This window comes from Gemmatimonadota bacterium (assembly GCA_016209965.1).
Classification (GTDB): domain Bacteria; phylum Gemmatimonadota; class Gemmatimonadetes; order Longimicrobiales; family RSA9; genus JACQVE01.
Window position 1 is genome coordinate 1 of sequence record JACQVE010000104.1, and the last position, 13,987, is coordinate 13,987.

12 protein-coding genes and 2 pseudogenes are annotated in these 13,987 nt (G+C 67.6%); all 14 read right to left on the minus strand.

Features of this window, described 5'->3' with window-relative positions; all coding sequences use genetic code 11:
• A partial coding sequence (locus HY703_04420; GenBank protein MBI4544420.1) for a hypothetical protein occupies positions 1 to 283 on the minus strand: 283 nt, incomplete at its 3' end.
• Positions 223 to 774: a biotin/lipoyl-binding protein gene (locus tag HY703_04425; GenBank protein ID MBI4544421.1), complete on the minus strand. Its 552-nt coding sequence runs from the start codon at positions 772 to 774 to the stop codon at positions 223 to 225. The genes HY703_04420 and HY703_04425, both read right to left, overlap by 61 nt.
• Entirely contained in the window at positions 759 to 896 is a 138-nt protein-coding gene (locus tag HY703_04430; GenBank protein MBI4544422.1) for a hypothetical protein, read from the minus strand. Before HY703_04430 ends, HY703_04425 begins: the two co-directional genes overlap by 16 nt.
• 15 nt (positions 897 to 911) lie before the next feature.
• Positions 912 to 1,436, minus strand: coding sequence for a hypothetical protein (locus tag HY703_04435; protein MBI4544423.1), 525 nt, complete (start codon positions 1,434 to 1,436; stop codon positions 912 to 914).
• A gap of 96 nt (positions 1,437 to 1,532) precedes the next feature.
• Complete coding sequence (locus tag HY703_04440; protein MBI4544424.1) at positions 1,533 to 3,047, minus strand: acetyl-CoA carboxylase biotin carboxylase subunit; 1,515 nt, start codon at positions 3,045 to 3,047, stop codon at positions 1,533 to 1,535.
• A gap of 15 nt (positions 3,048 to 3,062) precedes the next feature.
• Entirely contained in the window at positions 3,063 to 3,749 is a 687-nt protein-coding gene (locus HY703_04445) for a hypothetical protein (GenBank protein MBI4544425.1), read from the minus strand.
• 302 nt (positions 3,750 to 4,051) lie between these two features.
• On the minus strand, positions 4,052 to 4,435 hold the full coding sequence (locus tag HY703_04450) for a HEPN domain-containing protein (protein ID MBI4544426.1): 384 nt from the start codon (positions 4,433 to 4,435) through the stop codon (positions 4,052 to 4,054).
• On the minus strand, positions 4,432 to 4,794 hold the full coding sequence (locus tag HY703_04455; protein MBI4544427.1) for a nucleotidyltransferase domain-containing protein: 363 nt from the start codon (positions 4,792 to 4,794) through the stop codon (positions 4,432 to 4,434). The genes HY703_04450 and HY703_04455 overlap by 4 nt, the downstream gene beginning before the upstream one ends.
• Positions 4,791 to 6,819: pseudogene (locus HY703_04460) on the minus strand (SAM-dependent DNA methyltransferase). The gene HY703_04455 and the pseudogene HY703_04460 overlap by 4 nt, the downstream one beginning before the upstream one ends.
• 78 nt (positions 6,820 to 6,897) lie before the next feature.
• On the minus strand, positions 6,898 to 8,442 hold the full coding sequence (locus tag HY703_04465; protein ID MBI4544428.1) for an acyl-CoA carboxylase subunit beta: 1,545 nt from the start codon (positions 8,440 to 8,442) through the stop codon (positions 6,898 to 6,900).
• A gap of 7 nt (positions 8,443 to 8,449) precedes the next feature.
• A complete protein-coding gene (locus HY703_04470) occupies positions 8,450 to 9,994 on the minus strand; it encodes a penicillin-binding protein activator (protein ID MBI4544429.1) in 1,545 nt (514 codons plus the stop codon).
• Between the two features lie 477 nt (positions 9,995 to 10,471).
• Positions 10,472 to 12,094: pseudogene (locus tag HY703_04475) on the minus strand (30S ribosomal protein S1).
• 322 nt (positions 12,095 to 12,416) lie between these two features.
• On the minus strand, positions 12,417 to 13,118 hold the full coding sequence (cmk, locus tag HY703_04480) for a (d)CMP kinase (GenBank protein MBI4544430.1): 702 nt from the start codon (positions 13,116 to 13,118) through the stop codon (positions 12,417 to 12,419).
• Positions 13,119 to 13,190: 72 nt separating this feature from the next.
• Positions 13,191 to 13,955: a hypothetical protein gene (locus tag HY703_04485; GenBank protein MBI4544431.1), complete on the minus strand. Its 765-nt coding sequence runs from the start codon at positions 13,953 to 13,955 to the stop codon at positions 13,191 to 13,193.
• Positions 13,956 to 13,987 lie beyond the last annotated feature (32 nt).

A 13,987-nucleotide genomic window follows, 5' to 3' on the forward strand; every position in this document is an offset into this window, starting at 1 on the left:
GCATGGTCCACAGTCGTGCGCGGTACATGGTCGGGTAGACGCCGCGCGTGAAGGGGAACTCGCCGGGATAGCCGAGAGCGGCGTCGTGATCCGGCGCCAGGTCGCCCGGCGTGTACAGCCGCTGGATGGGGATGCCGCTGCCCGTCCGGAACTCCGGCCGCCGCTCCGGCTGGAGGCGGAGCGCTGGCTTGATGGCCTCCCTCTCCCAGCGTTCCTTCTCGCTCAAGACACACGCTTCCGCGAGGCGCGGCCTGGCGTGCTCCGCCCCGGAACGGACTCGAATTCGACCAGTACAGCGCCCTTCTCCACCGCTTGCCCCGGTCGCACGAGCACCCGAGTGACGACGCCGCCGGCCTCGGCCTTGAGTTCATTCTCCATCTTCATGGCCTCGACGATCACCACGCCCTGGCCGGGCTCCACCATCTGACCAGGCTGGACTTCCACCTTCATGACCAGCCCCGGCATCGAGGCGCGGACCGGCTTCGGGCCGGCTGTTGCGCGTGCCTGTCCCGCCAGCGCTCGGATCGCCCGGCTGCGCTCGTCCACTACCTCGGCCTCCAGCCGTTGCCCCGCCAGGTGAAGCGTCCACTCGCCCTTCGCCCCGCCCCGCTGGGCAAGAAAGAGGAGCGAGCGGCCAGACAACAGTAGATGGTGAAGCGCCGTGCCGGCCACGGACGCGAGATCGAGGGCGACCGACTCACCGTCCACGGTCACGCGGTCAGCCAATAGCTCAATCTCGAACGTCCGTCCCCCGACGGTTACGGTGTAGCGCATGTGAGCTGGGCAACGGTTTCGACGCGGGCGGTCTGGGGAAAGGGATCGGCACGCCCCGCCGCAATGCCGGTGATCTCGACGATGGCGCGGTTCTCCTCGAATGAGGATCGGGCAGCGGCCATGGGCGGCGGGCCGCCTCAATCAACGTCGATTTCCTGCCGCTTGCCGGCGCTCTCGTCCAGCCAGCGGAAGGAGCGGATCGATTTGCGGTTCGCCGCCACGTCGCCGAGGGGCAGGTCTCGGGGGAACAGGCGAGCGGTCCAGAGGGGGATGAACTCGCCCGCCGCCTCGAGGAAGTCGCTCAGCCGCTGCTGCATCATGAGTCGCAGAAGCGCCCGCATCACGATCCCACCCTCGAGCCCTACCTCGATCCCGACTGGCCTGGCCAGGGGTGGGACCTGCATGAGCGGCATATCCTCGCCCAGGCTGGCAATCAGCGCGACATGCCTTGTGGGCAGGGCCAGGTGGCGGAGCCGCTCTCGGGTCCCTACCCACTCGACCGACGTCAGGTTGAGCCAGCCCTTGCCCGAACCGAGGTAGGGGACCAGCCCGGTGCCCTCACCAAAGGAGAGGTTGGCCTCGAAGATCGTGTGGTCGCGCAGGAAGACGCGCACCCGGTGGGGAGCCGTCCTCGCAGCGCGAGCCAGCGCAGATTCCGCCAAGGGAGCCCTCATGATGCTGGGCGTTGCGTGGGCATGAGGCAACGGCTTCCCACCGGATTCTATGCCGCGCGGGCCGGGGCGGCAACCGGGCGGCGCTCAAGGCGCCCATCCGCCCTCGTCGGCGGCCTGACGCCAGCCCCGCTCGCGCCAATCACCTGCCGGGCCCTCCCGTGCCATGCGCTGCAGGCCACGCCGCTCGCGCTGCTGCTCTTCCAGGAGCGCGGCGGCCAGGGCACCTGCGCGGAGCACGTCCTCCTGAGTGGGCCGGGCGAGCACCCCGGGGTGCCTTTCCAGGTAGCGGATATCCATGTTTCCGGCGCGGAAGTCCGGTTCCTCCATGACCCGGCGGTGGAACGGCGTGCTCGTCTCGACGCCGACAATGCGCAGTTCGGCGAGCGCGCGGCGCATGCGCTCAATGGCCAGGGCCCGCGTTGGCGCATGCACGACCAGCTTCCCCAACAGCGGGTCGTAGTAGAGCGAGACCTCATACGCCTGCGTGATCCCGCCGTCCCAGCGCACGCCCGGCCCGGCGGGCAACTGGAGCAGCTCGATGCGTCCGGTGGAGGGCAGGAAGCCCTGCAGCGGATCTTCGCTCGTGATACGACACTCGATCGCGTGGCCGGCCCACTCGATGTCCTGCTGCCGGAACGGGATCCTCTCGCCTGCCGCGATCCGGAGCTGCCACTGCACCAGGTCGACCCCTGTCACCAGCTCGGTCACCGGGTGCTCGACCTGGATGCGCGTGTTCATTTCCAGGAAGTAGAAGGCGCCCTCCTGCACCAGAAACTCGACGGTGCCGGCATTGCGGTAGCCCACGGCTTCGGCGGCCGCGATGGCGGCCTGCCCCATACGCTGGCGCAGCTCAGGAGAAAGGACGGGGGACGGGGCCTCCTCGATCAGCTTTTGATGGCGCCGCTGGATCGAGCATTCCCGCTCGCCCAGGTGCACCGTGTGGCCTTGCGCATCGGCCAGCACCTGGATCTCGATGTGCCGCGGGAATTCGAGCAGCTTCTCCAGGTAGACGGCTGCATCGCCGAAGGCGGAGACCGCCTCGCGCCGCGCTGCGGCCAAGGCGCGAGGCAGCTCCGCCGGCCCGTGCACCACGCGCATCCCTTTCCCCCCGCCGCCCGCCACCGCCTTAAGCAGCACGGGGTAACCCAGCTCGAGAGCCGCAGCGGCCGCCGCCGCCGCGGTCTCCAGCGGCTCCACTCCCCCCGGTACGACCGGCACCCCAGCCGCAATCATGCGGCGTCGCGCTTCCGTCTTGTCTCCCATGGCCGCGACGGAGGATGCGGAGGGACCGATGAACACCAGGCCGGCAGCCTCGACGGCCGCGGCAAACTCGGCGCGTTCGGCCAGGAAGCCGTACCCCGGGTGTACCGCCTCTGCCCCGCAACGGAGGGCCACCTCGAGGAGCCGCTCCGTTCGCAGGTAGCTCTCGGCCGACGGGGCGGGGCCGATCAGATAGGCTTCATCGGCTTCGAGCACGTGGGGCGAGAGCCGATCCGCCTCCGAGTAAACGGCCACAGGCTGGACACCCAGCTCACGGCAAGCGCGGATGATGCGCAACGCGATCTCGCCGCGGTTTGCGACCAGCAGCTTGGTGAACACGCTACTCCTCGATGCTCACGAAACCGGGCCTTCCGGCTCGTCCCCCACCGCTGGCCGCCGGCCGAGCTCCAGGCGGAACCGCTCGAACAGCCAGTCCAGGAAGAACTTGGCGAAGTCCCGGTCATCCGTGACCCGCTTGTAGAACTTGAAGTTGGTCTCGACCATGTCCTGCAGCCGGTCCGTGACCACGTAATCGAAAGTCAACCGGGCGTTCTCCGGCGTGTTCGATCGCACGCTGGCCGCGAGCGCCGGGTCAACGGCGAGCCGCTCCTCCAGCTCGCGGATGAAGACCTGGTCCTCCTCAGTGAAATCCGTGCCGAAGCGCTCGTTCAGCTCGCGGATGATCTGCGAGAGCGGCTCGAGGTCGTCCGGCGCAGGCGCGTGCGTGCCCTTCGCGCCGATCGGCTCGAGTTCCTTCTGCCCCCGCTCCAGCTCGATCCGGCCAGAGCCCGTCTGGCGGACCCGGTACGATTCCATACGGATCTGCTGCTGGATCTCGCGGGGCAGGTTTTCCCGGTCGACCGGGAGGCAGCGGCGGAGCAGCTTTGCGAGCAAGTACAGCTTTTCCAGGTCCGCATCCGTGAAGGTGAGGATCTGGGAGAGGAAGACGTACAACCGCACGTAGTCGGTAAGCCGGCCGCGGAAATCCGCCTGCTCTACGGCGCCCTTTCCATTTTCGAAACACGGGGTGATTTTCGGCACAAGCACATCGCCGTCAACAAAATACGTATAGCCCGCGGAAACGGCCGCTAATGGTCTGGTTTCCGCCAGGTCCAGCCCACCGTACTCACCGACGGCCTCCATGGGAACGAAGGAAACTTGCAGATCAGCAGGGGAGCCGCGAATCTCCGACTTTGACGGGTTGAGTCGCGCCAAAAAGCGTAGCCGGATTGTGCCCCACGAGCTAGGAATTGTTCCCAGCCACTCGACCCCCGAATCCCTGTCCTCCGGATACGGTTTGAACCGGGCCGGGGCGACCGCCCCCGCGCGGTCGAGCACGGTGTTCACGGCTGCGCCTCCAGGTAGGCCCGTGCGGCCTGCACGAACTCCTCGGCACGAGCAACAAGTTGCTGCGCCTTGTCTGGCTCGACTTGGTGCGGAGCCTCGTACATCCCGGCCTGCCGGAGTTTGAAGGCTTGCAAGAGCCAGCGGTGGAGCTTCGGATCGAGCACCTTGGTTTTGGCGAACTCCTTGCCAAAGGCACCGTGAACGGCGCCATGACTGCTGTACTCCAGGTTCCGCTCCCCGAGCAATGCTTCGGCCGCGTAGAACATGGCGTAGTAGGCCCGGTCCGCCGCGAAACCCCAGTCGCCCGCGGCCAGCTCGCGCCTTGCCGATTCGATGGAGCGGTGGGCCTGCTCAAGCAGAGCGCGGGACGCGTCTCTCAAGCCGCCCTCGCCTCCCTCCGGACGTTCCGCAGAAAAGGCGTGTCGCCTTCCTGCCACCGGGATTCCGGCACGAAGACCTCCACAACCGTTACGTCGTGATCGAGGGAAATCTGCGCGCTGAGCTCACTCGTCCGCTCGATCTCGTCCCAGTACGAGTCGACGCGATCGAGGACCACGAGCACGTCGATGTCCGACCCGGGCACGGCCTCGCCGCGCACGTACGAGCCGTACAGGTACAGGCCCTTCAGGCGCTCGCCGTAGATCCGCTCCAGCCCCGACCGGAGCCGGCCCAGGATCTCGCGTAGCTCCACATCCGTCTTGACGCGGAGCCAGTCCGGCTCGGAATAGGCCTGCTTCACGTCAGCACCTCACCCAGCCTCTGCACGATCTCGCGCTCGAGCGTCCGGATCTCCGCCTCGATTCTTCCTCGAGCGGCCGGGGCGGCTGGTACTTGTAGAAGTAGCGGTTGAAGTTGATCTCGTAACCGACCCGGCCGACCTGGCCATCCCGGAGGTCGCGCACCGCCCGGTTGATCCACGCATCGGGCACGTAGGGGGCGACCTCGCGCTCGAAGAAGGTCTCTACGTCCTCCGAGAGCGGCACGTTCTCGTAGTCACGCAACTCCGGATCGGGCTCCGGCTTCCCGTCGGCATCGCGGCAGACGGTCGCAGTGTTGTCGCGCTCGGAGAGGGCGGTGAGGACGGCCTTCTGCATCGCGGCCGTCAGCTTCACGCCCTCGTGCCCGGCGGCGCGGCGTAAGGCGACGAGGAACGCGTCCCGGTCGGTGAACAGGGCGTCACCCATGCTGCGTAGCAGGTTCCGGAGCTTCTCCTGCTCCGCACGGCCGGCGCCTCTTCCTCTAAGGCGGGCATCCCGGCGTCCCGCTTCTTGCTGCTGGCGAGACCGCGGAACGCGCCCTGGTCGTCCAGCCGCCGAATCCGCTCTTCGCTTGCCTGGAAGTTCAGCCGCAGCGGCCGCTCGACGGTGATCTTCCGGTAGCCGAAGTATTCGGTCAGGTAGATCTTCGAGTGATCGCCTTCCGCGAAGGCGCGATGGATCGCCAGCAGCTCGGTGGCCTTCTCGCGCGGGATCTCGCGCCGCTTGTCGCCCAGGCTGCGCTTCATCGGCGCCCAGAACGAGGTGCCGTCGACGAGCTGGACTCGCCCCCGCCGCCGCTTCTCCATGCGGTTGCTCAGGACCCAGACATAGGTGGCGATCCCGGTATTGTAGAAGAGTTGCTCGGGGAGCGCGATTAAGGCCTCGAGCCAATCATTTTCCAGGATCCAGCGGCGGATCTCGCTCTCGCCGCTCCCCGCATCCCCGGTGAACAGGGGCGAGCCATTCATGATGATCGCGACCCGCGACCCACCCTCCGCTGGCGGCTTCATGTGCGCGAGCAGGTGCTGCAGGAACAGGAGCTGCCCATCGTTGATGCGCGGCAGCCCAGCCGGGAATCGCCCTGCCTCGCCCTTTTCGTGCTCGGCCCGGACCACCTCCTCGTCCCGCTTCCAGTCCTTGCCGTACGGGGGATTGGTGATCAGGTAATCGAATCCCATGGCGGGGTGGCGATCGCCCGAGAGCGTGCTGCCGAAGGCGATCCGCTCGGCATCGCGGCCATCGCTCGACTTCATGAACAGGTCGGACTTGCAGACGGCAAAGGTCTCCGGGTTCACCTCCTGGCCGAACAGCCAGACATCCGCCGAGGCGTTGATCGCCTGGATGTGCTCCTTGCCAATCGTGAGCATCCCGCCGGTCCCGCAGCAGGGGTCATAGACGGTCAAAATCAGCCTTGGCCGGCGGATCCGCGCCTCGTCGACCAGCAGATCGACCATCAGGCGCACGACGTCCCGCGGGGTGAAGTGCTCTCCGGGGTTCTCGTTCAGCGCTTCATTGAACCGCCGGATCAGCTCTTCGAATATTGTCCCCATCACGTCGTTCGGGACCTTCCGCGGGTGCAGGTCCACCCGGTGGAAGCGCTCCAGGACCTTGTAGAGGAGGCCCGCCTCGTCGAGCCTCGCGATCGTGTTGAGGAAATCGAACGTCTCCAACACCTCGCGCATGTTTGGGCTGAAGTTGGCGATGTAATGCTTCAGGTTTGCGGCGAGGTGAGGCGCGTCCGCCAGCAGCGCGGGGAAATCATAGCGCGAGGTATTGTAGAAGGCGAAGCCGGAGGCCTTGCGGAGCTGCGGCTCGAGGTTCTCCAGCTTGCCCGAGTACTTAGCGTTCGTCGCGAGCACTCTTCCCTTTGTCGGCGCGAGCACGCAATCGAGCCGGCGCAGGACAGTGAAGGGGAGAATGACGTCCTGGTACTTGCCGCGCTTGAAGGTGTCGCGGATCAGATCCGCCACACCCCACAAGAAGCTGACGATTTCGCTATGGTTCATGCCTGACGTCTTGGACCAGGCTGGAGAGGTGCAGCGCCTCCGGAGGGGCCGCTAACAGGAAAGCTAACCCCGTGCCGCTCACAGCGGGATGTTGCCGTGCTTCCGCGGGGGATTCCGGTCGCGCTTCTTCTGCAACAGGTCCAGCGCGTTGATCAGGCGGGGGCGCGTCTGGCGCGGATCGATCACGTCATCGATGTAGCCACGGGCGGCGGCCTCATAGGGGTGGGCAAACTTTTCCCGATACTCCTGTTCCTTCATCCGGGTGAGCTCCTCGGGATCCGCCGCCTCGCCGATCTCCCTGCGGAACAGAATCTCGACCGCGCCCTTCGGCCACATCACCGCGATCTCCGCCGTCGGCCAGGCTAGATTGACGTCGCCGCGGATGTGCTTCGAGTTCATCACGTCATACGCCCCGCCGTAGGCCTTGCGGGTGATCACGGTCAAGCGCGGCACGGTGGCCTCGCAGAAGGCGTACAACAGCTTGGCGCCGTGCCGAATGATGCCGCCGTGCTCCTGCGCCACGCCGGGCAGGAAGCCGGGCACGTCCTCGAACACGACCAGCGGGATGTTGAACGCGTCACAGAAGCGCACGAAGCGGGCGGCCTTGACCGAGCTGGCGATATCCAGCACGCCCGCCAGCACGGCTGGCTGGTTGGCCACCACGCCCACGGAATACCCGCCCAGGCGGGCGAACCCCACAAGGATGTTCTGGGCGTGCCGACTGTGGACTTCCAGAAACTCGCCGTCGTCGACCACGCGCCGGATGAGGTCGTGCATGTCGTAGGGCCTGGTAGGCTCGTCGGGAACCAGCTCGAGCAGCGCCTCGTCCTCACGCTGGAACGGGTCACGCGTCTCGACCCGCGGCGGGTCCTCCCGGTTGTTCTGCGGCAGGTACTGCAGCAGCCGGCGAATGGACTGGAGGCACTCCGGCTCCGTGTCGTAGACAAAGTGGGCGACGCCCGAGGTCTCGCCGTGCACATCCGCACCGCCCAGCCCCTCCATGTCCACATCCTCGTGGGTGACGGTCTTCACCACGTTGGGCCCGGTGACAAACATGTAGCTCGTGCCGCGGACCATGCAGACGAAATCGGTGATCGCCGGCGAATATACGGCGCCGCCCGCGCAGGGTCCGAGGATCGCGCTGATCTGCGGCACCACGCCGGAGGCGAGGGTATTGCGCAGGAAGATCTCGGCGTAGCCGCCCAGGCTGACGACGCCTTCCTGGATGCGGGCGCCACCCGAATCATTCAGCCCAATGAGGGGGGCGCCGTTCTTCAGCGCGAGGTCCATCACCTTCACGATCTTCTGCGCATGCGCCTCGGAAAGAGAGCCGCCGAAAACCGTGAAGTCCTGGCTAAAAACGTATACCGGCCGGCCATGTATCGTGCCGTAGCCGGTCACCACCCCATCGCCCAGGATCTTCTTGTCCTCGAGGCCGAACCCGACCGTTCGATGGGTCACGAACCGATCCAGCTCGACGAAACTCGATTCATCGAGCAGGAGGTCGAGTCGTTCGCGGGCGGACAGCTTCCCCCGCTCATGCTGCGCCTGCAGGCGTTCAGGTCCGCCGCCCTGCTCCGCGGCCCGGCGCAGCTCCTCGAGCCGCCGGATTCGCTCCCGCATGGTCATGCTACCGTCCGCGGAGGGAACCGCCCCGGCCATCCGCGCCCCGCGTCCCGCTGGAGGGGGCGACCGGCACGAGTTGGCCGCCGGTCAGGCGCACCAGGAAGGGTCGTCGCACCACGCTCCCGCCTCGCACGGAGAGGAGGCCCGTAGCGCCGCGGAGTCCGGCCGTCCTGGCCACTTGCGCGGCCAGCTCGCCCGGGTTGGCGCGCCCGCTGCGCAGCGGCGCCAGCAGGAGCTGTGCGGCGTCGTAGCCCAAGCCAGGGAACGGGTTGTCCAGGCTGCGGCGGTAGGTTGCTTCGTAGGCCTCGAGAAACTCCTGCCAGGCGACCTCCGAGCTCGAGTGGTAAAGCGGCGTCGCGGCAGTGACACCCTCCAGAAATCGCGGCTCGACCAGGCGGCGCACCTCTTCACTCACCCAGGCTTCGCCCCCCAATACCTGGACGCCCTTCTCCGCCAAACCATAATAGGCAAGCTGCGGCGCGATCTGCCGAACGTCCCGCTCCGGCACGGGAACGAAGACGGCATCCAGTGAGGTGTCCATCAGCCGCTGGATTGGCTGCGCGAACGTCGTTGTGCCGGAGTCGTAGGGCACGTCCGCCACCACCCTGCCACCCAGGCGGGTGAAGACGCGCACGAACGCCTCCCCCTTGCGCTGGAAGTCCCGGATCCGCGGGTAGAGCAGTCCCACCCGCAGCATTCCGTTGCGGGCCGCGTACTCGGCGAGCGCGGCCGCGGCCTGCACGTCGCCCGCATTGAGGGAATACACGTTGGGCAGATTCGCCAGGAGCTCAGATGCCGTGGGGCTGATGATGACCAGCGAGGTGTCGGACCGGGACCGCGCCGCAGCGGCGACCGCGGGACTGAGCAGCGGGCCAATGACACCGATCACGCCGCGGCCTTCCAGCTCGCGGATAAGCGCTGCGGCCCGAGCGGCATCCCCGCCATCGTCCACCACGACCAGCTCGATCTGCGGCATCTCCGGCCCGGCGGCTGCCTGCACCGCCAGGCGCACGCCTTCCAGCACCAGGTCAGCGTACTGCTTCAGATACGGCGAGCCGCTCTGTGGCAGGATCACCCCCACCTGCAGCACTGCGCGGGCGGGCATGACGGGACGGCCGGCCGCCGCGCCGGACACCTCCGCGCGGCTTTGCGCCGCCAACTCGCGCGCCTCCCGCGCCGGCCTCGACTCCTCTGGGAAGAGGATGGCGTAGCGCTCTGCGAACTTGGCGGCCGCCCCGTAGTCTCCCTGCGCAAACGCGGCCCGAGCTGCCAGCCAGAGCGCGGGAGAGGAGGCGGGGGCGCCGGGGTAGTGGCCCACAACTTCCTCAGCCATCTGCCGAGCGGCCACGACGTTCCCCCGCTCGTAAGCGGACCTGGCTCGAGACAGCAGCTCGGCGGCCGCCGCCTGCTCCGCGGAGCTGGCGGGCACCCTCGAGAGCGGCGGCGGCAGCGGATCCGGCCCCCTCCCGGGGGGCGACTCACCCGCGCGGCAGGCGAGGGCGAGGAACAGAATCCCGGGGACGAACCGGCGCGACCATGGATTCAACACCTGGCCGGGCCCTTCCTAAGTGGTAGAATTCGCAGGTACGGTGGCAAGATACCCGTTGATTCCATGCAAAAAAAGGGGATGGGCCCCAGCCTCGGAGGCCCATCCCCGCTCTGCGCCGCAGGCCTGCGCCCGCGACGGAATGCAACGCTACTCTTCCACCGGGTCAGCGGCACGCTTGCTCGTTGCCCGCGTGCGCGACCGCTTCGGCTTGACCGCGGCTGCCACGACTTCCCCCTCCGCCGCGCCAGCCTCGGCGCCGACGGGCTCCGCGGCCGCTGCGGCTGGGACCGGCTCGACGGCCTTCGGGCCAGGCGCCTCGGCTGCCGCCTCGGGCTCGATCGGCCGCGGTTCCGGCGCCGCTGCAGCCTCCGCTGCCACTGCCGGCTCCGCCGCCGCTTCCGGCTCGCCGGCCTGGGCGGTTTCCGTCTCTACCGGCGCCTCCAGCTCGACCATGGCCCCGACCGGCTGGTACGGCTCGATCGCCGTCACCCGCAGCACTATGCGACGGTTGACCGGGTCACATTCGAGGACGCGAAGCTCCAGCATCTGGCCCTCGTGGAGGTGGTCGGCAGGGTCCTTGACCCCCTCGATCCCGAGCTGGCTGAGCGGCACGAACCCTTCGAGATCGTCACCGAGGTCGACTACCACGCCTTCGTCCAGCAGGCGCGCCACCTTGCCCCTGGTCTCGACGCCGGGCGAGAAGGACTCGGAGATCCGGTGCCAGGGGTCGTCCTCGGTCTGCTTCAGGCCGAGTGAGATACGCTTGTTCTCGGGGTCCACGCCCAGAACGACGACCTCGACCTCGTCCCCCTTGTGCAGCACCTCGGACGGATGCTGGATGCGCCTGGTCCAGCTCATGTCCGAGATGTGGATCAGGCCATCAATACCCGGCTCGATCTCGACGAAGGCGCCAAACGAGGTGAGGTTACGCACCTTGCCGTTCACGCGCGTGCCCGTCGGATACTTGACCGGCAAGGCGAGCCACGGATCCTGCTCGATCTGCTTCATCCCGAGCGAGATCTTCTCTTCGCCACGGTCAACCTTCAGGACCACGGCCTCGATCTCGTCCCCGATGACCACCAGCTTGGAGGGGTGCTTGACGTTGCGCGTCCACGACATCTCGCTGATGTGGACCAGCCCCTCGATGCCCTTCTCCAGCTCGACAAACGCGCCGTAATTCGTGATCGAGACAACCTTGCCGCGCACCCGTGATCCCACCGCATACTTGCGCTCCACATCCTGCCAGGGATACGGCAGGAGCTGCTTCAGTCCCAGCGAGATGCGCTCGCGGTTCCAGTCAATGTCCAGGACCTTGACATCCAGCTCGTCCGCAATAGAGACGATCTCCGAAGGGTGGCCAACCCTGCCCCAGCTCATGTCCGTGATGTGCAGCAGGCCGTCCAGACCCCCCAGGTCAATAAAAGCGCCGAAATCCGTTACGTTCTTCACAACGCCACGCCGTACCTGCCCGAGCAGCAGCTCCTTGACCAGTTGCTCCCGCTTCTGCTCCCGCTCCTGCTCCAGGATCACCCGGCGGCTGACTACAATGTTGCGCCGTCGCTTGTTCAGCTTGATGATCTTGAAGTCGAAGGTCTGGCCCAGCAGATCCTCGACATTGGGCACCCGCCGCAACGCGATCTGCGAGCCGGGCAGGAAGGCATCGACGCCCATCAGGTCCACCGTCACGCCGCCCTTGATCTTCCGCATCAGCGTGCCGGGCACCCGGTCATCGCGCTCGTACGACTGCTTGATCTTCTCCCAGACCCTCAGGAAGTCGGCCTTCTTCTTCGACAGGACGACGACGCCATCCTGGTCCTCGAGGCTCTCGAGGAAGACGTCCACCTCGGTGCCCGGCTGGAGCTGATCCGGGTCCTTAAACTCGTCCCGCGAGACCGAACCCTCGCTCTTGAAGCCGACGTCCAGGATCACGGCATTGTCCGTTACGCGCAGTACGCGCGCTTTGACAATCTCGCCTTCCTCGATGTTGGTGAGCGTCTCCTCGTACATGCCGAGCATCGCCTGGTACTCCTCAGGCGAATACTCCTCCTCGAACAGATCCGGCCGCAGCCCCAGCTCGCGGGCGATATCCATCGTCGCCATCGCAGGGGCCCCGACCGGCGCGGCCGTTGCCACGCCCTCCCCTGTCTCCTGCGCCTGTCCCTCCTGCTGCTGCTGACGCTCCGCCATTGCCGCCGCTGTCTCCACTCGCTGGACCAGGCCTGTCAGGCCCGGCAACGGTTAGGGTGAAAGGAAAAAGAAGAGGCGCAGGGCGCCCCTTCCCGAGCGCCCCCGCCGCCTGCGAAGCGCGCCCCTCCGCTGTTTCCGGCCGCGCCGCCGGCCAGCAACGTAAAACTTTAAGGTACCGGAAGCCAGGCTGTGCGTCAATGCCTGCCGGCTATTCCGGCTATTCCGGCTATTCCGGCTATTCCGAGCCGGCAGCGCGGGCATCCCGGTCTTGGCCCATTCGCTGGGCGGCAAGGCGCACGATCTGCTCCACCTGCTGGTCGAAGGTCAGGAGGGTGGTATCCACGGGGATCGCGTCAGGCGCTCGGCGGAGCGGACCCACCTCGCGCTCACTGTCGATCCGGTCCCGCTCGAGCAGGCGCCGCACTTCGGCAGCCAGCTCGTCGGGGCCGGGCGCCTCGACCCCCTGCTCTGCCAGCCGGCGGCGTGCGCGCGTCTCGGGTGAGGCGATGAGGAAGATCTTGAGCTCTGCATTGGGGAAGACGACCGTGCCCATGTCGCGGCCATCGGCCACCAGGTCCGTCCCACGGGCGGCTTCGCGCAGCCGCTCGAGCAGCCAGCCGCGCACGGCGGGGACGCGGGCCATGTGGGAGACGTTGGCATTGACCTCCGCAGAGCGGAGCGCGCCGGTGATATCCTGCTCACGGGCGTAAAGGTGGAAGCCGCGCTCGGCGGGCCGGCCGTGCACCTGGAGGGCGTCCAGGTCGGCGTGGCCGAGCCCGGGCCAGCGGTCCGGCGGCACACCTGCCCGCAGGGCGGCGTGAGTGAGCGCGCGGTAGAAGGCGCCGGAGTCCAGGTGGCGGAGGTCCATCCGCTCAGCCACGGCCCTGGCGGTCGAACTCTTCCCGGAGCCTGCCGGCCCGTCAATGGCAATGATCACGCGCTCTTGAAGCCGAGAGAGGCTGGCCTCGGCTGCGCAGGCGGGGGCACCGCCCGGCATCCGCGCCGGGGATCAGACAGCGCTCAGTTCTGCGGCACACCTTTCCAGGTCCCTCCAGTAGCCGGGGTAACTGACTCGAACGACCTGCGGCTCGACGATGTCGATGCGGTTGCCGGGCAGCATCGCGAGCACGCCAAACGCCATGGCGACGCGATGGTCGCCGAACGCCCGCACGCGCCCCCTCAGGGGTCGGTCCGTGCCGTGTATGACGAGCCCGTCGGCCAGCTCCTCGGCCTCCACACCGAGGGCGCGCAGGTTCGCCGCCAGGGCAGCCAGTCGGTCCGACTCCTTGACCCGCAGCTCTGCCGCGCCGGTTATGCGGGTCTCGCCGGTCGCGCGCGCGGCCAATACGGCCAGCAGCGGCACTTCATCGAGGAGCGCGGGGATCTCGGCCCCGCCGATATCCGTCCCCCGCAGAGCAGACGGGCGCACCACCACGTCGGCCACGGGCTCGCCACACACCTCGCAGGGCCCAACCAGCTCGATGGTCGCGCCCATGCGCTGAACAGCTTCCAGCAGCCCAACACGCGTGGGGTTTACACCGACGCTGCGGATCCGTACCGCGCCCGCGGGCGCGAGAAGGCCCAGGGCAACGAAGAAGGCGGCGGAGGAGAAGTCGCCCGGCACGGTCAGGTCGAGGGGCTCGAGGAATTCCGGCGGCTCGAGGCGCACAGCGGGGGCGCCGGCGGCCGTCCGCTCGGCGACGAGGTTCGCGCCCATAGCCCGCAGCAGTCGCTCCGTGTGGTCGCGCGAGAGCACGGGCTCGCTGACACGCACCGGCGCACCGCCTACTAGACCCGCAAGCAGAA

Coding starts and splice junctions, on each gene's coding strand:
- HY703_04430 (MBI4544422.1), bottom strand. CDS start 896: ATGGCCGCTGCCCGATCCTCATTCGAGGAGAACCGCGCCATCGTCGAG.
- HY703_04465 (MBI4544428.1), bottom strand. CDS start 8,442: ATGCGGGAGCGAATCCGGCGGCTCGAGGAGCTGCGCCGGGCCGCGGAG.
- HY703_04425 (MBI4544421.1), bottom strand. CDS start 774: ATGCGCTACACCGTAACCGTCGGGGGACGGACGTTCGAGATTGAGCTA.